A 25,508-nucleotide genomic window follows, 5' to 3' on the forward strand; every position below is an offset into this window, starting at 1 on the left:
TAACCTCATGGCATTGTTGTTATGAGAATTATCCTGGTAACCCAGCTGCGATGATCCCTCGATACGCTGATATCGATAAATAAAGGAATGACTATGAAACTCTGGAGTAAAACGCTAATCGCTTCTGCCGTATGCTTATTTCTTGCCGGCTGTGATGATTCCTCAAAGGTTGATGCTAATCTGGATAAAGCAAAAGATAACGCCCAACAAATTAAAGAGGCGGCGTCCGATAAAGCCGACGCAATTAAGGATGAAGCTGATAAACACATTGATGCAATAAAAAAACAGGCGGCGGACGAGGCCAACAATCTCAGCAGCCAGGCCTCCAGCATCAAGGCGGAGGCGGATAAAAAAGCGGAAGCAATTGCTCAGCAGGCCCAGGCCCAGGCTGATGCCGTCAAGCAGGATGCCCGGCAGAAAAGCGACCAAATCGTGCAGGAAGCTGGCAAAATTAAAGACAGCGCGATTGTTGATGCCAATAATCTGGCCAACGATGCGGCGAATAAAACAAAAGAAATTAAAGAGAGTATCGCTCCCGCTAAAACCGCAGAAGATGCGGCCAATGCGAACCAGCAGACATCACACTGATTATTTTTCGCCCTCCAGCCTTATGCCAACATTATCTTCAGCGCGTTGGTTCGCTGAAGATAATGTGGATTCAGCCTTTTATCTGTGGGTCACCCAGACGAGTTTATCGACCGGGAAGCCCAACTTCCGCGCAATGCTCACATACTCCTGCTTCACGGAGTCAGGGATGGTCGGCGTGCGCGACAGGATCCACAGATAGCCGCGATCGGGGCCGCTGACCAGTGCATATTGATACTGGCTATCCAGCGCGATCACGTTATAGCCACCGTAAAACGGGCCAAAAAAGGAGACTTTCAGCGCCGCAGTATCAGGAGCGCCGGTGAAATAAGCTTTACCCTCGCTCTCGTTCCATTTTTGTTTCTGCGGATCGTAACCACGGTTAACTACGCTAATGCCGCCATCGCTGCGTTGACCGTAGGTCGCGGTGACCTGCTCCAGGCCGCGTTCGAAACGATTTTCAAGGCGGGCAACTTCATACCATTTGCCCAGATACCGACTCGCGTCAAAGTCGCTTATGGGCTGGACACCTTTGGGTGGCGTGGGGGATTTACAGGCGACAAGGGTTAATGCGATAGCAACGCCAGTCAGAACAGGCCATATCTTCATGTGAAGTCCTTTTGTGAACGCAGGAACAGGAAGTATAGCGCAGGCTTATTCTTTTCCCGATCGTTGAGGTTATATTCAGAAAAATCTATCGCCCCCGGGACGAATAGCATTCTGCGCTTGTTTCCATAACCGCGTTTATCACGAAAAATTGAATATATTTTCACAGCCCAGCTGCTAACGTTTAATTGTTATTATCCGCAACAGGAAAACATTGTGAAAAAATTATCCGGTCTGGTTCTGTTATCTGCTATGTCTTTCATCCCCGCAGCGTTTAGTGCTCCCACCGGGACGCTCAGCGTACATATTCTCAATCAGCAAACCGGGCTGCCTTCCTCGGGCGTGACGGTGACCCTGGAAAAACAGCAGGCGAATAAATGGACCGAGCTTGCAAGCGGCGTAACCGACAACGATGGCCGAATTAAATCGCTGTATCCGGCAGAAGGGGATATGCAGCCGGGGATTTACAAAGTGACCTTCAAAACCGGCGATGACTTCAATAAGCAGAAACTGGCCTCATTTTTCCCGGAGATCCCGGTTCTCTTTACCGTGACGCGCACCAATGAAAAGCTACATATTCCTTTGCTGCTCAGCCAGTATGGCTATTCCACCTATAAAGGTAGCTGATCGCTCGCGATAAACACGCTTTACGTCACGCCATAATAAACAAAAGCCTGCTTACAAGCAGGCTTTTATCTGACGACTTTCGGTAGCGCGCCGTGCTTATTGGTTTTGCTGGAGGATCCTTAAAAAGTCCGCTTTATTGGCAATCAATGACAGCGCTCTGGCGATAACTTCATCGCTAAAGATTGACGCGACTTCTCTTAGCACATCAATGTGCTCACTCTCTTTAGCAATCACGCCAATGGCAATGAACATGACGTTATTTCTGTCCCAGATTACGCCGTCAGGGAACTGATAAATCTCAACGCCGGTTTTAACTATGATGTTTGTGGCTGATTTAGGCAGATGCGGCAGCGTAATGCCGTTACCTAAAAAGGTGGAGACCTGGCGCTCTCTTTCAGCAAGAAAGGCCACGCAATCTTCACTGACATAACCCCTGGCCTTAAAGTCAGCGCCAATCATCGCCAGCACTTCCGCTTTATTTTTCGCCCGGCATGACAGATGAAGATTATCTTGCGTAATGTTATCGATCATAATCCGCTTTCCTTTGTTGCTGCATTGAGTCGTGCTGAAGATTTATTGGCCGACAGCTCTTCTTCCAGCTGCTCCAGCGATTTATTTGATGTTTCAGGTAGCGCCGTGACGACAAAAATAATCGCCAGGTAGTTAATCGCGGCAAAAATCAGGAACACCGGGCCTAACCCGAGCTTGGCCTGCAATAATGGGAACAGATAGCTGACGATGGCGTTCATCACCCACATGAAAAATACCGATATGCCCATCGACAGTCCGCGGAACTTGAGCGGAAAGAGTTCCGCCAGCACCACCCAGGTGATAAAGCCCATCGTCCCCTGCATTACGCCAACGAACATCGCGCCGAGCAGCCAGATGGCCGTGGCTTTGATGTCGCCGACCAGGGTGTAGTCTACGCCGGCAATGATAAGGTGCAGGGTAGCCATGATCGCGAAACCATAAATAATGATGGTTTTACGCTTAAAACGATCGACCAGGAACAGAACGCCAAATAACATGCCGCCGACGGAGAACACGCCATTGAGTACGTTGCAGATGAGGGAGGTTCTTTCGGAGAATCCGGCGCTGCTCAGGATCTCAGTGCCATAGTACATGATGACGTTGACCCCGGTGGTCTGCTGCAGCGCCGCCCAAATCACCCCTACCAGCAGGAGTTTGAAAATCCATGGCGTCTGAAGGATGGTGATAAAGGCGTTTTGCGAATGGAGCTTTTTATCGGCTTCGGCCTTAATTAAGGTGGTGATATCGTTGAATTCTTTGGTTGCGCGTTCAAGCGGGCGGATTTGCTTTAAAATTTCCAGCGCTTCTTCATGGCGGTTTTTGCTAACGAGCCAGCGAGGGCTTTCCGGCGAACGCAGCATGCCGATAAACAGGCAGATAGCGGGAATGGTCTGTACCATCAGCATATAGCGCCAGACGTCGGGCAGATGGCCCCAGAGGATGCCAATAATGGCGTTGATGGCAAATGCGGCTAACTGGCCGATGACAATCGCGACTTCATTTAAGCCAGTGAGTTTTCCGCGCATTTCCGTTGGCGCGACTTCAGATATAAAGGTGGGGGCGGTGACCGAAGCGCCGCCGACGGCATAGCCGAGGATGAAACGTGAAATAAGCAGTACGGTGATATCTGGCGCCAGAGCGGACATCAGTGCGCCGATGAAAAAAATAAAGGATAAAAAAAGCAGGTATTTTCTTCGGCCAAAGAAATCGGCAAATTTTCCCCCGAACACGCTGCCTAGCGCAGCGCCGATCAGCAATACGCTCATGACCAGACCTTCAGTGGTCGGCGTCAAAGCCATATATTGTTTCAGAGAGGAAAATGCGCCATTAATAACGCCGGTGTCATAACCGAATAACAGGCCGCCAAATGTCGCAACCAGGGTTATCTGGTGTAGTCGTTTTCTCTGCTGTAGGTTCAGATTCATAATAAGAGACATTTTTATACCTTTTGTTTTGATTAACGGCACGAGATAAAAACGTGTCATCCCATCCCCGTCATGGCCTGCCTTTGCGCCAGGCGAAGCACGGTCGGGATGAAATAATTTTTTGTTCTTAGTGCAACTATTTAGCGCGATTGCTATGCGCTAAATAAAACCGATCAAAGAGGTTTCTTTTTGATTAATGATGAATCATCGGTAGATGCGGGGCTGGGTCCTCCGGGATGGTCGACGTTCAGAAAGTCCCCGGCAGCGTGAGGGTGGAAAAGGGGTGGGCCAATATAAACGGTTCTGACAAGTCCTGATCTCACTTCCTTCATTGCATCCTCCGGGGGGTTAGGATTTCTGCTGCGCCATTAAGGCGGGCAGAGTGCGTTTAGTGAGACGTTATTATTGACGCAATAAGTGAAATAAAAATGCAAACAGATCACATTTTGAAAGTTTTGTTTCGATCGTGCTTTGTGAGGCAAGTGTAGCAGCCTTGTTTATACCAGGGCTTTGTTTATAATTATCTGATATATAGAGTAATTTTTTAGCTTTCAAATGGGGGGTGTAGCTATCAGTATGCCGATGTATTGTTAAAATTATGATATATATCACATTTTTTCACCGCATATTTTATGAAACTTAAATTCCATTATTGAAATTATTTTAATTTTTATTCGAAATTTGATGGCAAAAAGCTGCTGCCGGGGCGAGCGTTAACATTCACGGCTTAACCTCCTGAGTCCGCTTTTTGACCGCAAGCGAAGGCTGAGAACTATGTATGTCGTCAATGATTAGCGGCGGGGCGGCCCCGGGAAAGAGAATTGAGAACAACCGATTATCATAGTGATACGCCTGTTCTCTTTTTGATAATTACCAGGCAGGCTTATCCATGTCATATTTTTTCAGCGGCAGGTTTTTTTAGAGATGCTTCACATAACTTACCCTCAAATAACCCTTTATTTATAGGTGGCATAGCCATTGCTTTATTCAGTCATCTTTCTTTGTGAGTGGAGACTGAATAATATGGATACAGTGCTTGTTGGCAGTGAGGTGCCCCGCGTAGACGGGCTCGCCAAGGTGACGGGTAAAGCTGTCTACGGCGATGACATCACCATGAATAATATGCTGTATGGCGTATGCCGCTACGTCGATATCCCTGCCGGGCGTATTGATTCTCTCGACCTGTCGGAGGCGGAAAAAGTCCCGGGGGTCGTGCGCATCGCCACCTGGGACGATATACCCGGCCAGCGCAAACTGGGGGCGATTGTTCCCGATCATCCGCCGATTATTGACAAGGAGATCGCCTACCGCGGCGACGTGGTAGCCGTCGTGGCGGCGGAATCCTATGAGGCGGCCTGCATTGCCGTCGATAAAATCAAAATCACCTATACCCCGTGGGAACCGATTACTTCGCCGGAAGAGGCTATGAAGCCCGGGGCGCGCCTTATCCACAGCGAACTCGATAGCAATATCATCAATCGCCACCACACGGCGAAGGGCGATATAGAAGCCGGCTTTGCCGCCTCCACCCATATCTTTGAACGTGAATATGAAGTGGGTTTTCAGGAGCATGGCTATATTGAGCCGGAGTCCATTACTGCCTATCTGGACAATAATGAACAGATCATGACCATTGAAGGGTCGATTCAGAACGCTCACCGCACCCGGGCGGTGATTGCCAAATATCTCGACCTGCCCCAGGCGAAAGTCAATATTAAGCGTTCGGTCCTCGGCGGCTCCTTCGGCGGTAAGGATGACATTATCGATAACGTCTCCTGCCGCGCGGCGCTGCTGGTGCACCTGACCGGACGGCCGGTTAAGATCTCCTATAACCGTGAACAGTCGATGCGCGAGAGCTACAAGCGCCATCCTTATAAGATGAAATACCGCATTGGCGTGGACGACGACGCGCGTATTCAGGCGATTAAAATTGACATCATCGCCGATGGCGGCAGCTACTGCGGCCAGACGGTGTTTGTCACCTGGCGCAGTTCCGTCCAGGCGGCGGGCCCCTATAATATTCCTAACGTGCGCGTCGACCTGGTGGGGGTGTATACCAACAACAACTACACCTCGGCCTACCGCGGCTACGGCGCGCCGCAGGTCATTTTCGCCAACGAATCGCTGATGGATGACGTGGCGGGCGAACTGGGACTGTCGCCCGTCGAATTCCGTTTGCGCAATATTCTCAAACAGGGCGATACCAGCATGGCCGGGCAGGTCTTCAGCGAACATACCGTCTCCGCGCAGGAGGTGCTGGAGAAGACGCTGCTCAAGGCCGAATACGAGGCCAAACGCGAGCACTACAAAAAGCTTAACGCGGAAGGCGGCCCGATTCGCTACGGGATCGGCTTCGCACTGAGCCATCGCGGCTGCTCTCTGGGGGCGGAGGGGCTGGATGCGTCCTCGGCCCTGATTCAGGTGAATGCCGACGCCAGCGTGAACATTTCCACTTCGGTATCCGAGAACGGGCAGGGGCTGCAGACCACCATGTCGCTGCTGGCGGCGGAAGCGTTCGGTATTGCGCTCGATCGGGTGATGTTTAGCGAACCGGCCACCGCGATGATCGCCGACGGCGGCTCAACGGTCGCTTCGCGCGGTACCCTGATGGGCGGGCAGGCGATTCTGAGCGCGGCGAACAAAATTAAACAACGCATGGCGGACGCCGTCAGGGAAACGCTAAAAGCGCAGAGCATTGACGATATTGCCTGGCAAAATGGCAAAGTGTTCAACCGCCACAACCCGGAGCTGAGTCTCAGTTTCCAGCAGGTGTGCGATATGACTCGGGCTACCGGGGCAAACCTCTCCGCCTACGGCTGGCACGTGGCGCCGAATATTCACTGGGATGAAGAGAAAGGCTGCGGCAGCCCCTATTTCACCTGGGTGTACGGCTGCCAGCTGGCCGACGTGGCGGTGGATATGCGCACCGGTAAAATTACCGTCAATAACGTCGTCGCCACTCACGATGTGGGAAAAGTCATTAACCCGGTTGGCTTTAGCGGCCAGGTTTACGGCGGCGTGCTGCAGGGGATGATCGGCTACGGCATGCTGGAGGATTTCAACACCGAGCACGGCGTGGTGAAATCGGAAAACTTCGATACCTATCTGCTGCCGACCATCAAGGATATGCCGCACATCGATATCATCGCGGTGGAAAACTATGATAAAGCGGGCCCGATGGGGGCGAAGGTTATCGGCGAACCGGTGCTCGAACTGGGCGCTGCGGCCCTCAACAACGCGGTGAGCTTCGCCATCGACCGACCCAACCGGACCCTGCCGCTGACGCTTGAACAGGTTCGCCTCGGCTATAACCTTAAGAAGCCGGAACGCCAGAGCGAGCAGATGCTGGAATCGAGCGATAAGAAACAGGTTCACCGCCTCAACACCCTGTCGCTGAGCGTCCCGCAAACCCTGAAAGAGGCTCTGACGCTGATGGCCGAGAAGGGGGCAATGCCTATTGCCGGCGGTACCGATGTGCTGGTTCAGGCCCGGATGCTGTCCGGCGAAGTGCCGCTTGTTAATATTGCCGGGCTGGCGGAGCTGAAGGAGATTTTTGACGTTGAGGGTGGCGTCTCAATTGGTTCCGGCGTCTGCTTTACCGATCTGGTTAAGCATCCGTTGATTCAGCAGCGCTATCCGCTACTGGTCACTGCCTGTAAAACCGTCGGCTCCCTGCAGCTGCGCAATCGGGCAACGATCGGCGGCAATATCGTCAACGCCGCCCCGTGCGCGGACTCCATGCCGCCGCTCATTATCTATGATGCGGAAGTCGAGCTGCGCAGCGCGCGCGGAACGCGCCGGATGCCGGTCAGCGAATTCGTCGTGGGCGGCTATCGCACCCTTCTTGAACCCGATGAGCTGGTGGTCCGCTTTATCCTGCCGGCGCCGACGCAGCAACCGCTGATCAATCGCTATCTGCAGCTTGGCCGGCGCAATGCGTTGAACATTACGCGCCAGAGCTTAACCGGGCAGTTCATGGTCGATAAGGGCGTGGTTCGCCTGTGCCGTCTGGTGGATGGCGCGCTGATGGCTAAACCGCAGCGGCTGACTGAGGTTGAGCAGGCGCTCACCGGTAAGGTGCTAGACGCCGCCACCATCGACTATGCGGCCGGCGTGCTTCACGACAAGGTAGAAAAAGCCATCGGCGGACGCTGGTCAGCCCCCTATAAAGTCCCCGTATTTATCGATATGTTCCGGCAGATGCTGCAGGAAGTCATGACAGAGCAGAAGAAATAAGGAGCCATGAACATGAACCATATTGAGCTAAAAGTGAATGGCATCCGCATTGCCCGAGATGTTAAAGACAATGTCCGCCTGATCGATTTTCTACGTGAAGATCTCAAGTTAACCGGCACCAAAGAGGGCTGTTCGGTGGGTGAGTGCGGCGCCTGCACCGTCATTCTGGACGGAAAATCGGTCTGCTCCTGCCTGCTGCTGGCCGCCCAGTGCAACGGGGCGGAGGTCACTACCGTCGAAGCGCTGCATCACGATCCGGTCGGCAAAAAATTGCAGAATGCCTTTATTCGTCACGGCGGCGTTCAGTGCGGCTTCTGCACCCCCGGCGTATTGATGAGCGCTAAAGCGCTGCTGGATGCCAACCCGGCCCCCAGCGACGATGAGCTGAAAGAGGCGCTGGAGGGAAATATCTGCCGCTGTACGGGATATCAGCCGATCATCACCTCGATTAAAGCCGTGTTGAAATCCTGACCATCGTAAGCGCCGCCGTCGCCAGTTGACGGCGGCGCTTTTTCGGCCGCAGGAGGAGGATGACAATGAGCAAAAAAGTCGATAAGCAGTGCATTATGCTGGCTGCCGGGCTCTCAAGCCGCATGGGCAAGTGGAAAATGATGATGCCGTGGGGTGAAGGAACGATTCTGGATAGCGCCCTTGCCAGCGCCCTGGCGTTCTGCGATCGGGTGGTGCTGGTCACGGGGTTTCGCGGCGATGAGTTGGCCGCGTGCTATCAGGACCATCCGGGCGTTGAGGTGGTCTTTAACCCGCGATATCAGGAGGGCATGTTCTCTTCGATTCAGTGCGGGGTGAGCCATATCCGCGCTTCGCGTTTCTTTCTGGCGCTGGGCGATATGCCGGAGGTCACGCCGGGCGTATACCGCAGGCTATGGGCCAACGCCGACGCGGAAAGCTGCCTCATTCCGGCTTACGATCGCGGAAAAGGCCACCCGGTACTTCTGCCGCAGCGGGCGATATCTTTGATTAACCACGCGGCGGAAGAGGTCACCCTGAGGGAGGTCATCGGTCAGATGGCAGTACGCGTTATCCCGGTGGAGAATCAGGGAATTCACTGGGATGTAGACACTCCGCAGCAGTATCTTGCGGTCGCGCGCCGCTGCCGCAAGGATCTGACGGCTGTCGGATAGCGTTGATGGACGTCACCAGAAAAAATAAGCAGAGACAATATCGCCCCGGGGATTGACCGCCGGGGCGATATTTTTTTACCCCGCGGCGCTTTCGCGCAGGTGGGCTTTCAGCTTACTGTATTCCTCAATGACGTACCTTTCGGCGGCTTGCCGATCGGCAATGCGCTCAACGTTAACGGCGCAGTACTTGTACTCCGGGGTTTTGGTGATTGGGCTAAGATTCTCGGTGACCAGCTCGTTGCAGGCGCCGATCCACCATTGATAGGTCATATAGACGGCCCCTTTATTCGGCCTGTCGCTGATCTTCGCCCGGGAAATCACCTTGCCTTTGCGCGAGTTAACCCACACAAGTTCTTCGTCCTCAATGCCGAGACGTTTTGCGTCGGCGGTGTTGATCTGGATGTAGCCCGGTTCGTCCGCCAGTTTGGCCAGCGCCGCGCAGTTGCCGGTCATCGAACGGCAGGAGTAGTGGCCCACTTCGCGCACCGTGGAGAGCACCAGTGGATACTCGTCGCTCAGCTTATCGATCGGCGCTTGCCATTCGCAGGTGAAGAACTGCGCCAGCCCGTTCGGGGTGGAGAAACGTTCCGCAAACAGATACGAAGTGCCCTGGTCCGCCTCCGACTCGTCGCGACACGGCCACTGCACGTAGCCCAGTTCCCCCATTTTCTCGTAGGTCGCGCCGAAGAAGTTGGGGCACAGGTGGCGGAGTTCATCCCAGATCTGCTGGGTGTTGTCGTACTTCATCGGATAACCCATACGGGTGGCGATCTCACAGATGATCTGCCAGTCGGTTTTCAGATCCCACTTCGGCTCTACCGCCTTGAAAAACCGCTGGAAGCCGCGGTCCGCTGCGGTATAGACGCCTTCATGCTCGCCCCATGAGGTCGAGGGCAGAATCACATCGGCCGCCGCGGCGGTTTTGGTCATAAAGATATCCTGGACGATGACCAGCTCCATCTCTTCGAAGGCCTGACGCACGGCGGAAAGCTCGGCATCGGTCTGGAGCGGATCCTCTCCCATGATATACGCCGCCCGCACTTCGCCGTGCGCTACGCGGTGCGGCAGCTCGCTGATGCGGTAGCCAGGGTTTTCCGGCAGGCTCCCGACGCCCCAGGCTTTGGCGAACTTCTCGCGGTTCTCCGGAAATTTCACGTACTGATAGCCGGGATAGGTGTCCGGCAGCGCCCCCATGTCGCAGGCGCCCTGGACGTTATTCTGGCCGCGCACCGGATTAACGCCGACGTGCGGTTTCCCCAGATTGCCAGTGAGGATCGCCAGGCTGGTCAGGGAACGCACCGTTTCAACGCCCTGCCAGAACTGGGTCACGCCCATTCCCCACAGAATCATGGCGTTTCCGGCGGTGGCATACAGCCGCGCGCATTCGCGAATCTGCCTGGCGCTGACGCCGGTGATGGCTTCCACCGACTCCGGCGTATAGCCTCCGACGATTTTGCGATACGCTTCGAAACCTTCGGAACGCCCGGCGACAAAGGATTTATCGTAGAGATCCTCTGCAATAATCACCTGCCCGATGGCGTTGAGCAGAGCAATATTGGAACCGTTTTTCAGGGCCAGATGCAGGTCGGCAATGCGCGCGGTTTCGATTTTGCGCGGATCGCAGACGATGATTTTGGCCCCGTTGCGTTTAGCATTGAGGATGTGATTCGCCACGATCGGGTGCGAATCCGCCGGGTTATAGCCGAAAATAAACACCAGATCGGTATTATCGATCTCGGTGATGGCATTACTCATTGCGCCGTTGCCGACCGACTGGTGCAGACCTGCAACCGAAGGGCCGTGTCAGACGCGTGCGCAGCAGTCGACGTTATTGGTACCAATAACGGCGCGCGCAAATTTTTGCATGATGTAGTTGGTTTCGTTGCCGGTGGCGCGCGAAGAGCCGGTGGTCTGAATCGCGTCCGGTCCGTATTTCGCCTTGATGTCGCTGAGGCGATTTGCCACATAATCGAGCGCTTCGTCCCAGGAGACGGATTCCAGTTTGCCGCCGCGCTGGCGGCGGATCATAGGGGTTTTCAGGCGCGGCGTGAGGATCTGCGGGTAGTCAATAAAATCCCAGCCGTAGTAGCCCTTAAGGCACAGAGTGCCCTGATTGTTTTTCCCCATCGCGGCGTCGGCGCGGGTAATTTTTCCCTCCTCTACCGTGAGCTGCATTTTGCAGCCGGAGGCGCAGTAGGGGCAGACGGTCGTTACTCTCTTCATAGCAGTGGTCCTTAAACTTAGAACAGCAGGGCATAACTAAAGCGGCCGCTAAGGCCCTGCGCTATTCCCTGCTGCACGACGGGTATCGCCAGCAGCAGCAGGGTGATCAAGGCAAACAGGATTCGGGTGGGCATTACTGTCCCTCCTGGGCTTCTTCAGGCTGTCTCTCCTTCTGAACTTTGCGCAGCAGGAGCCACATTCTGACGGTTCTGACGGCCATATTGCGCGCCGCTGAGCTAGGCGGAGCCGGATCGGGGACCGGCGTTTCGTGGTTAACGCGGAAAGGCACGCTGCCGTTGAGGGTGAGGTTGGCGACGATAGCCGTCAGGGTACCGATGGTAATCCCGCTGTGCAGAAACAGCTGAACCATCGGCGGAAACTGGGTAAACAGATTGGGCACCAGCACCGGCATCATGCCGAGGCCGAGGGTCAACGCCACGACCATGCCGTTATTATTGTTGCGATAGTTCACCTGCCCCAGGGTACGAATACCGGAGACGGCCACCATACCGAACATGACGATGCCTGCGCCGCCGAGGATCGGCTTTGGTATCAGCACCACCAGCGCCGCCATCCTTGAGAACACACCCATCAGAATCAGAATGATACCGGAGACCGACACCACAAAGCGGCTGCGTACCCCGGTTAAACCGATCAGGCCGACGTTCTGCGCGAACGCGGCGTAGGGAAACAGATTAAAAAAGCCGCAGATAGTGGTCGCGATGCCGCAGGTGTTAAGGCCGTTGCGCAGCATTTTTGCGTCAACTTTTTTCCCGACGATATCCCCGGTCGCCATCATTGAGGACATGGTTTCCACCATGACCACCACCATGACCATTGATAGCAGGGCGACGGGGATAATATGAAATTCAGGTTTGGCAAACGGCATCAGGGTCGGTAGATGGAGCCAGGGTGTGGCGTGGACCAGACTAAAGTCGAGAGGCTTAAAGCAGCTCCAGAGTACGGTGCCGATAATCAGGCCGATCAGTACCGACGTATTTTTCACAACGCCGGAGGCAAAAGTGTAAATATTAAGAATAATCACCAGAGTAATCGCCGCCATCAGCAGCGAGAAGGGGGCGCCAAAGCCGCTCATCTCGCTGCTGCCGCCGCCGATCCACCCGCCAGCGACCGGCATAATAGACATGCCGATAAGCGTGACGATGCTGCCCATGACCACCTTGGGAAAGAAGCGGATGAGCTTGCTAATCCACGGGGCGCAGCAGAGGATGAAAATACCGGAGACGATCACCGCCCCGGAAATACCGCCGATCCCATACTCCTTGCCGATCAACACCATCGGGATCAGCGCGGCGAAGGTACAACCCTGGATTAGCGGCAGCCGACAGCCGAGCCACTTACCGACCCCCAGCGACTGTACGATGGTGGCCGCGCCGCAGATAAACAGGTCGGCGCTAATCAGTAAAATAATGTGCTCCGGCGGGAGCCCTACCGCATTACCCACAACGAGCGGAACCGCCACGGCGCCCGCATACATCACCAGCACGTGCTGTAGTCCATAAAGAATCATTTGCGTAACGGGTAAAACCTCATCAACCGGTGCGGTTGAATGACCGTTGCGTGAGGCGGAATTGGCGATATCTTTCATGAAGTTGTTATCTCCTGTACGACTTCACTCCGTATAAACGTGAACGGAGCCGAAGTTACGATTCGAAGGCCGCTGCCTCCCTGAGCTGATGCGTTCACCAGCGTGTTGCGCGCACGTTGAGTGATATGCGTAAGATGTGCCAAAAATAAATATCCGGAGAATCGAAGAGGAATTGTGTGAAATAACTCACGGGAAAAAGGGCGGAATATCTCTCTGAGGGCAATATCTTTAAATAAGACGCGTTGGTAAAAAATATGCGCTATCACATTGAGATAGGGACAATCTCATTTTGGTATTACGCACGATACGTTGAATTATCAACATGATTACATCCAGAACGCAGCGAATAATTTTCCCTCAGCGCGCGTGGATAATTATCTCGCCGTTACTCTGAGGGGCACTTTTTTTTGAGGCGGCTCGCAAAAATGAGCAGCATATGAATACCCTGAAAAAAATCGCCTGATTATTGCATCGCTTCCCGGTGAGTCCTGGAATAATAAAGGGAAGCAAATGAATAAATTTATTGTTGCCGATTCTGCAAACTGTATTGGCTGCCACGCCTGTGAAGTGGCCTGCGTCACCTCTCATCGCCAGGACAGCTGGCCCCAGCAGCGCAGCGACTTTCTGCCGCGTATTCGGGTGTTCTTCCACCGCAACGCCAGCAGTGCGACAACCTGCCGCCACTGCAACGACGCTCCCTGCGTCGGCGCTTGCCCGACCCAGGCGCTGATCGTAGCCAACGACAGCGTTCAGTTTACAGAGGCGCTGTGCATCGGCTGTAAAAACTGCGTCATCGCCTGTCCCTTTGGGGCGATTGAGATGGTGGCCAACGATGACGACGCGCCGCAGCTGGCGCAGAAATGCGATCTTTGCCGTCAGCATCCTTCCGGTCAGCAGGCGTGCGTGGCCAGCTGTCCAACCCAGGCGCTGCGTCTGATGGATGAAGCCGCGGTTAACCAGCTGCGTACCGCGCGGCAGATCCGCTCCGCGCTGGAAACCCCGCTGGAAGCCGTTCGTGGCGTAAGACGTCGGGCGATACTCAATAAACCTCCGCGCGTTGGCGCAAAAAAAGTGCCCGCCGATGACCGCATGCAGCACTTCCGGGAAATCTATCAGCCGCTGAGCGAGTGCGATGCGGAGTATGAGAGCGAACGCTGTCTCTACTGCGCGCAGAAGGCATGGTGCAACTGGACCTGTCCTTTACATAATCATATTCCCGATTTCATTCGCCTGGTGAACGAGGGCAAGATTATCGAGGCGGCGGAGTTATGCCATCAGAGCAGCTCCCTGCCGGAGATTTGCGGCCGGGTCTGTCCACAGGACAGGCTGTGCGAAGGGGCCTGCACGCTCAAGAACGAAGGCGGCTCGGTCGCCATTGGCAACCTTGAGCGCTATATCACCGATACCGCGCTGGCGATGGGCTGGCGGCCGACAATCGGCAAAGTGGCCCCGCGACCGGAGCGGGTGGCGGTGATCGGCGCCGGGCCTGCCGGTCTGGGCTGCGCCGATATTCTCGTACGCGCGGGCGTGCACGTTGACGTTTTTGACCGTCATCCGGAGATCGGCGGTCTGCTGACCTTCGGTATCCCGCCGTTCAAGCTGGATAAAAAGGTGCTTGAGATGCGCCGCGACATTTTTAGCGCCATGGGCGTCAATTTTCATCTCAATCAGGAGGTGGGTCGCGACGTGGCTTTTGCCGATCTGCTGAAAAACTATGACGCCGTCTTCCTCGGCGTGGGCACCTACGGTCTGATGGCCGCCGGTCTGGAGGGAGAGAACGCCCCCGGCGTGATTCAGGCCCTGCCGTTCCTGATTGCCAGCACCCGCGAGGTGATGGGGCTTGAAGAGAGCGCCGAGTATCCGCTGACCGACATCAAGGGGAAACGCGTGGTGGTGCTTGGCGGGGGAGATACGGCGATGGACTGTCTGCGCACCGCCGTTCGCCGCGGCGCAGCGAGCGTGACCTGCGCTTACCGTCGCGATGAACTGAGTATGCCCGGATCGAAAAAAGAGGTGGTGAATGCGCGGGAAGAGGGCGTGAAATTTGAGTTTAACGTGCAGCCGCAGCGCATTCAGCTCAACCGTAAGGGGCAGGTCTGCGCGGTGGAGATGATCCGCACGAAGATGGGCGAGCCGGGGCCGGACGGCCGCCGCCGGCCGCAGCCGATCCCGGATTCCGGGTTTGAACTTCAAGCCGATGTGCTCATTATGGCGTTTGGCTTTCAGGCTCACGAGATGCCGTGGCTACGCGGCCACGGCATTAAGCTGGACCGCTGGGGGCAGATAGTCACCGGTGGAAAAGGGCGCGGAACGACGCAAACCAGCCATGACAAAATCTTTGCTGGCGGCGACGCCGTGACCGGGGCGGACCTGGTGGTTACCGCCATGGTCGCCGGGCGGCAGGCGGCCAGCGAGATGTTGACGCAATTCAGGGCCCGGGAGGAGATATGACCAGTTTTATCGTTGCCAGTTCGGAGGCCTGCATCGGCTGCAGGACCTGTGAGGTTGCCTGTGCGCTGGAACATGTGGCGCCGGGGGCGGAGTTCCATCCCCGCCTGAAGGTGATGCGCCTCGACGATCTTAGCGTGCCGGTGATGTGTCATCAGTGCGAGAATGCGCCCTGCGTGGGCGCCTGCCCGACCGGGGCGCTGAGTATGGGGGCGGAGAAAGTTGAAGCCGACGGCGGACGCTGCATTGGTTGTCAGAGCTGCGTTGTCGCCTGCCCGTTTGGGGCGATTACCATCGAGGTGGAGGCCGGTCTGACGCCGGTTATCGTCAAGTGCGACCTTTGTGGTACCGGCGAGCGCGGCCCCGCCTGCGTTGATGTCTGCCCGACGGCGGCGCTGAGTATCATGACCGAAGAGCAGCTCAGAGCGCTGCAAAAGCAGCGCAATATCGCTACTGCCGCGCTGCTGTCGCTATAAACGTTGCGCCCGGCGGCGCGTAAGCTGCCGGGTCATTTCACGCGCGCTGTCTGCAAAAAAAACCGGCTTGTCAGGCCGGTTTAGCATTTTTGCACGGGCTATGCGGGGAGCGCATCCATTCGCGCCCACATTTTTTTCGCCACTTTCTGCGCTTCGCGGAATATCGGCTCGCAGTCGAAGCTGAACTGGCGATCCTCGTAGATCATCACGCCGTTCACCATCACGCTGCGCACGCTGTTTGCTCCCAGGCCGAAGGCGATATGTCCGGCGATATTTTCCTCGATCAGCGGCGTCGGCGCCATATAGTCGCAAATGGTGAGGTCCGCTTTATAGCCCGCCTCAAGGCGGCCAAAGTAGGCGTTGAAGTTGCGATTCAACAGTTCATTACCGTTACTCAGCGCCTTCGCGAAGCTGTCCGGCCACAGCGGCCCGCCGGCGTCGCGGTGTTTAAAGAAGGCAAACTTCATCTCCTCGAACATATCGGAACCAATGCCGTCGGTGCCGAGCGCCAGATTACGGATCTGCGGCAGGCGGTGGTTGTAGCCGACGTGATTGTTCATATTGGAGCGCGCGTTATGCACCAGGAAACCGTCCTGCGCATTGAGCAGCTCCACGTCGGCATCGGAGATATACAGACCGTGAGCAATCAGCGTCTTACTGTTGATAAGGTCGAACTCCGCCAGCCGCACCAGCAGGTCCTTGCCGTAAAGGTGATGGCTGTGAGAAACATCGTAGCGGTCTTCCGCCGCGTGGATATGCAGGCCGCGGCCGGTGGCTTTTAGCGCTTCGCGCAGCATCGCCAGGCCTTCATCAGGCACGGTGAACGGCGCATGGGCGCCGATATGGGCCTCCACCAGATAAGGTTGCTCTCCTTTTTCGCGGGCGGCGTCGATCTCTCTGGCAAAGCGAATGTTCTCCTCAACGCTGTCGCGCAGCTCGCGGCTGCCAAAGTTGCGGTCGGTCGTTTCGAAGCAGGTCATCCCGCGCAGCCCGATTTTGAGAAAAGCGTTGCGCAGCTGGCTCAGGGAGCCAGCGATATAGTGGGGCGACGCATGATGATCGATAACCGCCGTGCAGCCGCTACGCACGGCCTCCATGGCGCAGATCAGCCCGCTGTAGAAAAGCGACTCTTCGTCCAGCGCCCGGTCAAGGCGCCACCACAGGTTTTTCAGCGTGGAGATAAAGTCCGGGCTGGGGGCGATATTAGCCTGAATCCCCCGGGACAGGCCGGAATAAAAGTGATTGTGAGAGCAGACCATGCCGGGCATTACCAGTTGCCCGCGCATCTCTTTCACCTGCGCCTGCGGATAGCGCTGGCACAGGCCGGGGCCGACGGCGAGAATTTTATCATCCTCAATGGCAATATCGACGTTCTCCCACACTTTCGCCGGATAGATCTGCGCGGCGGTGGCATTTTTCAGGATCAGGATACTCATACTTCAACGCCTCCCAGGAGATAGCTTTGATGCTGATGAATATGGCTTATGATGCGGCACATGGCGTCGAGCTGGGCCGGTACCTCGTTAAACTGGCCGCGGTCGTTAATTTCCAGCTGCCACGTCTGGTCGTTCTGACGCACTTTGACGCTGGCGCCCTCGACGAAGAAGCCCGGATTGGTGCTGTTGACAAAATCCTGCTCGAGGCTGAATACGGTGATTTTGTCTTTATACGGTTTCCCCTGCCACGGGCAGAACTGAGCGCAGTTGCCGCATTCGTTGCAATAAGCGTCCAGGTGCAGGGTCTGGAAACGATTCTGGAACCCCGGGACGGCCACGGAAATATTGGCGCGGTTTGGACAGACGTCGACGCATTTGCTGCACACGTAGTTGCACTCCAGGCAGCGGCTGGCTTCCTGCTCGACAAAAGCCTCGCGCTGGTTTTTATCCACCAGCGTGACGGCGATAGCGCCTTTACGCTGATACACCTTCGCCGGATCGACATTGTTCCAGACTTTATTCCCGTAGCTGCTGGCGATATTCTCCCGCGCCAGGATCACGTCCGTGGCCCGCCGCGCGTTGCCGATAGCGGAGACGATAGAAGAGGGGCCGCGCTGAACGTCGCCAATCAGAAAGACGTTCGGCTTGCTGGTCTCGCCATCGGCGTTGACCACCGGCCAGCCCTGCGGGTCGAGCGGGATCCCCATTGCCGACAGCGCTTCGCCGTCCTGCTGCTCGCCGATGGCGGTAATCAGGGAGTCGACTTTCAGCGTGCGAAGCTCATCGGTTTCTACCGGACGGCGGCGGCCTTTCTCATCCGGCTCGCCCAGCTTCATCACGCGTACGACGAGCGTTCCGTCGGCGTTAAACTGTTCCGGGTTGCATAGCCACTCGAAGTCAACGCCGTCGAGCAGCGCCTCATCGTACTCTTCGCGCCAGGCGGGCATCTCTTGCTGAGAACGGCGATAGACGATGGTTGCGCTCTGCACGCCCGGCACGCGTAGCGCCGCGCGGGCGCAGTCCATCGCGGTATTGCCGGCGCCGACCACGGCCACGCGTTTGCCCAGATCCAGTCGGTCGCCGCGGTTGAACTGGCGCAGGAACTGCAGCGACTTATGCACGTTCTGGTTGTCGCCGCGCAGCTTCACGCCGCTGTTTTTATCGGTACCGGTGCCGACCAGCACATAACGAAAACCTTCCGCCTGCAGCTTTTCTACGCTCAGATGCGGGTCGCAGCCGTACTCAATTTTGACGCCGTGGGCGACGACAAAATCGATATCGTGCTGGATAAGCTCGCCGGGAATGCGGAACTGCGGAATGATATTCTGCACCACGCCCCCGGCGCTGGCTTCGCGTTCAAAAACCGTGACCGGATGCCCGGCGCGGGCGAGAAAGTATCCGGCGGCGAGACCCGCAGGGCCTGCGCCGATCACCGCTACCGGGTGCTGGGAGCCGGAGCCCGCGGGTTTGTGCCAGCGGCTGCGGTACTCGTCCCAGCCTTTCTCCAGCGCCACTTTTTTCAGCTCACGAATGTTGAGCGCGCTGTCGTAATCCAGGCGCGTACAGTTGTACTGGCACTGGTGGTCGCAGATATGGCCGGTAATGGCCGGCAACGCGTTACGCTGATAGATTAGCTCCAGCGCGTCGGCGTAGCGATGCTCGCCCAGCAGGCGAATATATTCCGGAATATCCTGCTTAATGGCGCAGGCCGTTACGCAGGGGGCGACGTAGCAGTCAAGCAGCGGCAGGGGCTCGCCGGTATCAATGCGCTCTTCCGGCTTCCACTGTTTCTGGGTGTAGTCCATGCTCACCGCTTTTTCCGCCAGCGCGTTGAGGCGCTCGACGTCGATCTGCGTCATGTTCCAGCCGTCGGCTTTTTCCAGCTCGCGCATGCACTCGCTCAGGCGCAGATATCCTCCCGGCTTCAGCAGGTCGGTGGCCATGGTGATAGGGCGAATGCCGGTTTCGAAAATTTCGCGAATATTCAGCTGGCTGGCGCCGCCGGAATAGGAGATCGGCAGCTTGCCGTCAAACGCCCGCGAGAGCAGGGCGGCCACGTTGATAGATAGCGGGAACAGGGCGCGGCCGGACATATACATTTCATCTCCCGGCAGCGCCCCCTTGTTATTGACGGTGCCGAGGGTGTTGGTCAGCTTGACGCCAAAGCCAAGGCTGCGCTCTTTCGCCAGCGCCATCAGGCGCGTCAGCATCTCCAGCGCCCGGTCGATCTTAAGGTCGTGGTCAAATGACTCTTCGCTAAGGCCGATATAGCCGAAGCCGCAGGCGTCGAGGATCTGGCGTACGCGTGGATAGCCGAGCAGGGTCGGATTGAGCTTCACAAAGGTGTTGAGGTTTTTCTCCGTCAGCATATAGCGGCAGATGGCTTCGATCTCATCCGGCGGACAGCCGTGCATCGTCGAGAGGGTCACCCCTTCCACCAGCCTGGCGGGCACGCGCTGGGCAAGGTTATCGAGCCCGTCTTTGCGCGCGCATGTTGGCAGGCGATCGATAAAGGTTCTATTTTGCAGCCAGCGGTTCAGGGTGTCGCGGTACTGGGCGAATTTAGGATGGGCGGAGGCGTCCATCATATTGTCGATAAATTCCTGCATTGGCGGCTGCTTAATACCGTCAAGGTTGTAGCCAACGCTCATATTGAAAATAAACGACTTGCTCTCTTTATGGGTGCCCAGCGGAAAGACCTGCTCGAGCAGATGCAGCGTGAACCAGGCTTTCAGGTATTCATCCCAGGCTTTCTTGAGGGTAAATTCGGTGGACCATTCGGTGTTAAAGCACTCATCTTCGGCATCGATACAGGGTTTTTCCAGCTCCAGACGGTCAAGGATCTGTACGGTTTTCAGCTCGATAAACCGCCCGCCAGTGAGCCATGCGGTAATGATGTTTTGCGCCAGCTGGGTATGCGGCCCGGCTGCCGGGCCGAGCGGCGTCGCACAGCTTTCGCCGAATACGCCGATCGACCTCTGCGCCTGCGGCGTGTAAAACTGTTGCTCGGGAATGCCAAAAATAGTCCGCTGACTCTGATACTCGTCGAAAATGCGCGTTAAAAGCTCCTCAAACGGCACGGGACGCATTATATCTCCCATAACCCTCTCCTTAGATATCATTGTAAGATCGACATTGCCGGTGGTAATAATCCCGACGGATAACGAAAGAGGAGCAACAATCACACCAGTTATTCAAACCGCGGCGGCGAAATAATTAATTTGTGAACCAGGTCGAAACTCGACGATGCCGGGCGAATAATTCCATAGCGGGTAAATGAGAACTCAAATCAATACGCTTTATCATTCGGCGAGATTTCTCAAAATCAGATCCGGAATATCAGAATGATAATTTATGTCGGCTATTCGGCGGTGATTTCAGCAGGCGGCTTATTTTTGCTGCGGCAACAGAGGAAATAATCGATGAGATACCCTCGTTGCAGCGTCAATAGGGCTAACGAAATGACCTGGCTCACAATTTACGATGAAAAATAGCGGCTAAGTATAAATATTGCATAGTTGCTACGGGTCGCTGCGACGCTATTTCTACGCCGGGTAGACTCTCAAACTGAGAACCCGGGGAAATATCGCAGATAATCAAATAGAGCCGTAAACATCGCCTTTGAGGTTGGTATGAATATTTTTGCAGAAGCTGCACGACTTGAGGAGCAGAACCGTCCCTTTGCCCTGGCGCAGATTGTCGAAAGCCGGGGCTCTACCCCCCGACACTCCGCTCAGATGCTCATCCGGGAGGACGGCTCGATTGTGGGCACCATTGGCGGCGGGATGGTGGAGCGTAAAGTCATCGATGAGGCGCTGGAGGCGCTGAGCGAGCGGGAGTCGCGAATGTTCCACGGCCGCATGGCGCGCACCGGTAGCGACGCCGTGGGCTCCGACTGCGGCGGCGCGATGTCGGTTTATATCAGCGTTCACGGCCTGCGCCCGCGCCTGCTGTTGGTCGGCGCCGGGCACGTCAATCGTGCGGTTGCCCATGCCGCGGCGCTGGTGGATTTTGACATCTGCGTGGGCGATATCTATCCCGCCAGCCTTTGCCCGGAGGCTTTTCCGCTTTCGGCGAGGTTGGTCCATGGCTCCAGCTTTACGGAAGTGGTCGAGGTGATGGCGGTGCGGCCGCAGGATTTCGTACTGATCGCCACCAACAATCAGGATCGCGAGGCGCTGGACAGGCTGATAACCCAGCCGGTAGCCTGGCTTGGGCTGCTGGCAAGCCGACGGAAAGTGCAGGCTTTTTTACGCCAGATGCGGGAGAACGGCGTGCAGGAGGCGGATATCAGCCGCCTGCGGGCACCGATTGGTTATGACATCGGCGCCGAGACGCCAAACGAGATTGCTATCAGCGTACTGGCGGAAATCCTGCAGGTGAAAAACGGCGCGCCAGGGGGGCTTATGGATCAGGTGCGGCAATCTTATCAGCCGGATTGTCTGGCTGAGGCGGTGGCAATCTGAAGAGCAGGGGAGAGTTGCCGGGAGGTTCCCGGCAACCCGTGGCGTACAGCTTATTGGCTTACGATGGTGCCCGTTTTTCCTTCAATCCCCTCTTTGGCTTTGCTTAGCATCGTGATCAGCGCTTTGCGCCCCGGGCCTGAGCGGGCGAAGGCGGCGGCGGCTTCCACTTTTGGCAGCATAGAGCCTTTGGCAAAGTGTCCCTCTTCGATAAAACGTTCGGCATCGCGCAGGGAGAGGTTATCCAGCCACTGCTCGTCAGGTTTACCGAAGTTGATCGCCACCTTCTCCACGGCGGTGAGGATGATCAGCAGATCGGCGTCGATCATCTCCGCCAGCTTCGCGCTGGCCCAGTCCTTGTCGATGACCGCGCTGGCGCCGCGCAGATGATTACCTTCGCGTATGACCGGAATGCCGCCGCCGCCGACGGTGATCACCACGTGGCAGTCATCCATCAGCGCTTTTACCGTTTGTTTTTCGATAATATCGACCGGCTTTGGCGACGCGACGACGCGACGGTAGCCGCGCCCGGCATCCTCTTTCATGATATAGCCGTTTTGGCTCAGCTTTTCAGCCTCTTCTTTGCTGAAGAATGAGCCGATGGGCTTGGTCGGATTAAGAAAAGCCTCATCGTTAGCGTCCACTTCCACCTGGGTTATCAGGGTGGCCACCGGAATGTCCAGCTGGCGCGTGAGCAGTTCTTCACGAATCGCGTTCTGCAGGTCGTAGCCGATGTAGCCCTGGCTGAGAGCCACGCAGACCGACATCGGTAGCATCGGTGTGTGGGCTTCGGTTTTTGCCGCGGCCTCGAAGGCCTGATTAATCATGCCCACCTGCGGGCCGTTGCCGTGAGTGACCACCACCTGGTGACCAAGGGAGATAAGATCGACGATCGTCCGGGCGGTGTGCTGTACGGCCCGCATCTGTCCGGCGAGATCGTCGCCCAGCGCATTCCCGCCGAGAGCGAGAACAATTTTTTTACTCATAGCTTCCTCTCATTACGTTTCTGTTCCGCTGACGGTCTGGTGAGCGGTGGAAAAAGGTTGTCGGCGTAAAAAGCGGCCCTGTCCGGCGATGCCGGTAAAGGTGCCGTTATCAAAGATCACTCTGCCGTGGGAGAGCGTCTGGCGAATCGCGCCCTGGCAGATAAAGCCTTCATAGGGTGAATAGTCTGCGTTGTCGTGCAGCATGGCATGGCGGATGGTGGTCGTACGCTGTGGATCGATGATAACCACGTCGCCATCGGCGCCGGGCGCCAGCAGACCCTTCTGCGGCCACAGACCAAACAGCTTCGCCGGATTGGCGCTGGTGAGCGCCACAAAGCGCTCGGGGGTGATGCGCCCGCTCATCACGCCGTGCGAGAACAGCAGCAACAGGCGGTTTTCTACTCCGGGCAGACCGTTCGGACAGCGGCTAAAGTCGCCGCCGGAGATCTGCCTGCGCTGCTGGGCAGAGAAAGCGCAGTGGTCGGTGGCGACCGTGTCAATATCCCCATCATGGATGCCGCGCCATAGCGCATCGTTATTACTGGCGTTGCGCAGGGGAGGGCTGAGCAGGTAGTTAAGCGCATCTTCACGCTCGTAGCAGCGCTCGTCGAGCAGCAGATACTGCGGGCAGGTCTCTACCCACACCGGCTGGTGGCGTCTTCTGGCAAGACGTAGATACTCCAGGCCCAGGGCGTTGGAAAGATGAACAATATAGAGCGGCGCGTTTCCCGCCAGCCTGGCGAGGTTGATCGTTCGGGCGATGGCTTCCGCCTCGCACTCCAGCGGGCGGCTCAGGGCGTGATAGCGCGGCGCGGTTTTACCGGCGTTGATAAATTCCGCCCGGCGCTGGGCGATGGCGGCATCGTTTTCCGGATGGACCGTCGTCCGCGCGCCGGCGCGCTGCAGGTGGCGCATTGCCTGCAGCAACTCGTCATCGTTAAGTTTGTACTGGTAGGTCAGATAGAGCTTAAAGCTGCTGATGCCGCTATCCACCATCATCGGGATCTCGTCGAGAATGCCGTGGTTAACGTGCTGGATAACGCCGTGAAAACTGTAGTCGATAACGGCTTTATAGGCGGCGTAGCCGCGATAGACTTCGAACTGGTGGCGCAGGTGGCAGCCGACGGGGCCAAAGCCCATATGATCAACAATGGTGGTGGTGCCGCCGCAGGCCGCGGCCCGGGTTCCGGTAAAAAAATCATCGCAGCTGCGGGCGAGCCCCACGTCAATATTGAAATGAGTATGAACGTCGACGCCGCCGGGCATCACGTAGCAGCCCTCGGCGTCAATCACTTCGCAGGGTTGTTCTGCCTCAATAGAATCGGCAAGGCGCTTGACGAGGCCATCTTCAATGAGCAGGTCCTGCTTTACCTGTCCGTCGGCGTTGACGACGAGGCCATTTTTAATCAGTACGCGCATAGAAACCTCAACATACCGCCGCAGAGCGCGGCGGCAGACAGGACGAACAATTACTCCGTTGCCAGCCAGCTCAGCGGGATGGCGGCATACATTGCGGCGCAGGTCACCAGATGCGATTTCCAGGTTTTCTCATTTGGCGCGTGCGCTTCCGGCTCTTTCCCTGGCCCAAAACCGATAACCGGAATGCCGTGGCGGCCCATAATTGACACGCCGTTGGTGGAGAAGGTCCATTTATCCACCACCGGCGCTTTGCCGAACAGACCTTCGTAGGCGTTACTCAGGGCGCGGACGGTGAAGTGGTTCTCTTCCACTTTCCAGGTCGGGAAGTAGCATTCGGTCGGGTAGACCAGCCCGGTCCAGGAGGGGCGTTCGTAGTTGTACATTGAGACCACCGCGGCGGCTTTTTTCACCGCCGGCAGCGCGCGGATCTCTTCCAGCGCGCCTTCCCAGGTTTCGCCCCAGGTCAGACGGCGGTCAATGGAGACGGCGCAGCTATCCGCCACCGCGCAGCGGCTCGGCGAGGTGAAGAAAATCTCTGACACGGTCAGGGTGCCTTTGCCGAGGAACTCGTCGTAGCCCAGCTTCTGCGAAAGTTGTTCCAGCTCGGTGAGAATGGGGGCCATTTTGAAGATGGCGTTATCGCCGCGCTCCGGAGCGGAGCCGTGGCAGCTGACGCCCTGAACTTCCACGCGGATCTCCATACGCCCGCGCTGGCCGCGGTAAATCTGGCAGTCGGTGGGTTCGGTGCTGACGACAAATTCAGGACGAATGCCGGATTGTTCAATAATGTACTGCCAGCACAGGCCGTCGCAATCCTCCTCCTGAACGGTACCGGTCACCAGCAGGGTATACTCATCTTCCAGACCCAGATCTTTGATAATTTTACCGGCATAAACCATGGAGGCCATTCCGCCCTCCTGGTCAGACGCGCCGCGTCCGCCGATCAGCTCATCGGTCTCCATACCTTCGTACGGGTCGAAGTTCCAGTTTTTGATGTTACCAATGCCGACGGTATCAATGTGCGCGTCCATGGCGACCAGACGCGGGCCGTGGCCGATGTAGCCCAGTACGTTACCCATCGGATCGATTTCCACTTTGTCGAACCCGACTTTCTCCATCTCCTCTTTGATGCGGTGCACCACGCGCTTCTCATCACTGCTTTCGCTGGGGATGGCGATCATATCGCGCAGGAAGCGGGTCATCTCTTTTTCATACTGTTTTGATTTTTCCAGGATCGCGTTGAACGGAATTTGCTTAGCCATAAGGATGTTCTCCAGTTCTGAATACAGGTTTCCCG

Annotated in this window: 17 protein-coding genes and 1 pseudogene; 8 read left to right on the top strand and 10 right to left on the bottom strand. The window is 56.5% G+C overall.

Annotation, left to right across the window (positions count from 1 at the left end):
• The first annotated feature begins 93 nt into the window (after positions 1-93).
• Positions 94-588 carry a hypothetical protein gene (locus IAE27_RS06185; RefSeq protein ID WP_004103192.1) on the top strand — a complete coding sequence of 165 codons (495 nt, stop codon included), beginning with the start codon at positions 94-96 and terminating at the stop codon, positions 586-588.
• A 78-nt stretch (positions 589-666) separates the two neighbouring features.
• On the opposite strand, the gene IAE27_RS06190 is transcribed toward IAE27_RS06185, so the two are convergent.
• Positions 667-1,194 carry a lipocalin family protein gene (locus tag IAE27_RS06190; RefSeq protein WP_023321204.1) on the bottom strand — a complete coding sequence of 176 codons (528 nt, stop codon included), beginning with the start codon at positions 1,192-1,194 and terminating at the stop codon, positions 667-669.
• Positions 1,195-1,443: 249 nt separating this feature from the next.
• Here IAE27_RS06190 and uraH point away from each other — a divergent pair, with 249 nt between their 5' ends.
• Positions 1,444-1,818 (top strand): hydroxyisourate hydrolase, encoded by a 375-nt coding sequence (gene uraH / locus IAE27_RS06195; protein ID WP_029779342.1) that lies wholly within the window; start codon positions 1,444-1,446, stop codon positions 1,816-1,818.
• A 96-nt stretch (positions 1,819-1,914) separates the two neighbouring features.
• Here uraH and IAE27_RS06200 read toward each other — a convergent pair whose 3' ends face one another.
• Together IAE27_RS06200 and IAE27_RS06205 are read right to left on the bottom strand one after the other, a co-directional pair.
• A complete protein-coding gene (locus IAE27_RS06200; protein ID WP_004103186.1) occupies positions 1,915-2,349 on the bottom strand; it encodes a PTS sugar transporter subunit IIA in 435 nt (144 codons plus the stop codon).
• Entirely contained in the window at positions 2,346-3,785 is a 1,440-nt protein-coding gene (locus IAE27_RS06205) for a sugar porter family MFS transporter (protein ID WP_004113687.1), read from the bottom strand. Before IAE27_RS06205 ends, IAE27_RS06200 begins: the two co-directional genes overlap by 4 nt.
• A gap of 1,011 nt (positions 3,786-4,796) precedes the next feature.
• On the opposite strand from IAE27_RS06205, the gene IAE27_RS06210 reads away from it, so the two are divergent.
• The 3 genes from IAE27_RS06210 to IAE27_RS06220 all read left to right on the top strand — a co-directional run bounded on the left by IAE27_RS06210 (position 4,797) and on the right by IAE27_RS06220 (position 9,151).
• Positions 4,797-8,009 carry a molybdopterin cofactor-binding domain-containing protein gene (locus IAE27_RS06210; RefSeq protein WP_023329840.1) on the top strand — a complete coding sequence of 1,071 codons (3,213 nt, stop codon included), beginning with the start codon at positions 4,797-4,799 and terminating at the stop codon, positions 8,007-8,009.
• Between the two features lie 12 nt (positions 8,010-8,021).
• Positions 8,022-8,480 carry a (2Fe-2S)-binding protein gene (locus tag IAE27_RS06215; protein WP_004103181.1) on the top strand — a complete coding sequence of 153 codons (459 nt, stop codon included), beginning with the start codon at positions 8,022-8,024 and terminating at the stop codon, positions 8,478-8,480.
• A gap of 65 nt (positions 8,481-8,545) precedes the next feature.
• On the top strand, positions 8,546-9,151 hold the full coding sequence (locus IAE27_RS06220) for an NTP transferase domain-containing protein (RefSeq protein WP_004113683.1): 606 nt from the start codon (positions 8,546-8,548) through the stop codon (positions 9,149-9,151).
• 75 nt (positions 9,152-9,226) lie between these two features.
• Here IAE27_RS06220 and fdhF read toward each other — a convergent pair whose 3' ends face one another.
• Together fdhF and IAE27_RS06230 are read right to left on the bottom strand one after the other, a co-directional pair.
• On the bottom strand, positions 9,227-11,374 hold the full coding sequence (fdhF, locus tag IAE27_RS06225; RefSeq protein ID WP_200092144.1) for a formate dehydrogenase subunit alpha: 2,148 nt from the start codon (positions 11,372-11,374) through the stop codon (positions 9,227-9,229).
• Between the two features lie 133 nt (positions 11,375-11,507).
• Complete coding sequence (locus IAE27_RS06230; RefSeq protein WP_004103176.1) at positions 11,508-12,983, bottom strand: nucleobase:cation symporter-2 family protein; 1,476 nt, start codon at positions 12,981-12,983, stop codon at positions 11,508-11,510.
• A 510-nt stretch (positions 12,984-13,493) separates the two neighbouring features.
• Between IAE27_RS06230 and ygfT the strand changes: the two genes are divergently transcribed.
• Together ygfT and IAE27_RS06240 are read left to right on the top strand one after the other, a co-directional pair.
• Positions 13,494-15,434 (top strand): formate-dependent uric acid utilization protein YgfT, encoded by a 1,941-nt coding sequence (gene ygfT, locus IAE27_RS06235; RefSeq protein ID WP_023329838.1) that lies wholly within the window; start codon positions 13,494-13,496, stop codon positions 15,432-15,434.
• Entirely contained in the window at positions 15,431-15,907 is a 477-nt protein-coding gene (locus IAE27_RS06240; RefSeq protein ID WP_023329837.1) for a 4Fe-4S dicluster domain-containing protein, read from the top strand. Before ygfT ends, IAE27_RS06240 begins: the two co-directional genes overlap by 4 nt.
• A gap of 98 nt (positions 15,908-16,005) precedes the next feature.
• Here the strand turns inward: IAE27_RS06240 and ssnA are convergent, their stop codons facing one another.
• Both ssnA and ygfK read right to left on the bottom strand, forming a co-directional pair.
• On the bottom strand, positions 16,006-17,337 hold the full coding sequence (ssnA, locus tag IAE27_RS06245; protein WP_187145452.1) for a putative aminohydrolase SsnA: 1,332 nt from the start codon (positions 17,335-17,337) through the stop codon (positions 16,006-16,008).
• Positions 17,338-17,339: 2 nt separating this feature from the next.
• The gene (ygfK, locus tag IAE27_RS06250) at positions 17,340-20,444 is read right to left on the bottom strand and encodes a putative selenate reductase subunit YgfK (protein ID WP_023329835.1); all 3,105 of its coding nucleotides are present in this window, start codon (positions 20,442-20,444) and stop codon (positions 17,340-17,342) included.
• Positions 20,445-20,975: 531 nt separating this feature from the next.
• Between ygfK and IAE27_RS06255 the strand changes: the two are divergent.
• A pseudogene (locus IAE27_RS06255) lies at positions 20,976-21,752 on the top strand (XdhC family protein); the annotation flags it as partial.
• Positions 21,753-21,859: 107 nt separating this feature from the next.
• Here the strand turns inward: IAE27_RS06255 and arcC are convergent.
• From arcC to IAE27_RS06270, 3 genes are read right to left on the bottom strand one after another with little or no spacing between them, the layout of a single operon-like run.
• The gene (gene arcC / locus IAE27_RS06260) at positions 21,860-22,792 is read right to left on the bottom strand and encodes a carbamate kinase (RefSeq protein WP_154022469.1); all 933 of its coding nucleotides are present in this window, start codon (positions 22,790-22,792) and stop codon (positions 21,860-21,862) included.
• 12 nt (positions 22,793-22,804) lie between these two features.
• Positions 22,805-24,211 (bottom strand): dihydropyrimidinase, encoded by a 1,407-nt coding sequence (hydA, locus tag IAE27_RS06265; RefSeq protein ID WP_196548442.1) that lies wholly within the window; start codon positions 24,209-24,211, stop codon positions 22,805-22,807.
• A 50-nt stretch (positions 24,212-24,261) separates the two neighbouring features.
• Positions 24,262-25,473: a YgeY family selenium metabolism-linked hydrolase gene (locus IAE27_RS06270; protein WP_004113674.1), complete on the bottom strand. Its 1,212-nt coding sequence runs from the start codon at positions 25,471-25,473 to the stop codon at positions 24,262-24,264.
• Positions 25,474-25,508 lie beyond the last annotated feature (35 nt).

Origin of the sequence: Klebsiella sp. S69 (assembly GCF_016516145.1) — a bacterium.
Taxonomy (GTDB): domain Bacteria; phylum Pseudomonadota; class Gammaproteobacteria; order Enterobacterales; family Enterobacteriaceae; genus Klebsiella; species Klebsiella oxytoca.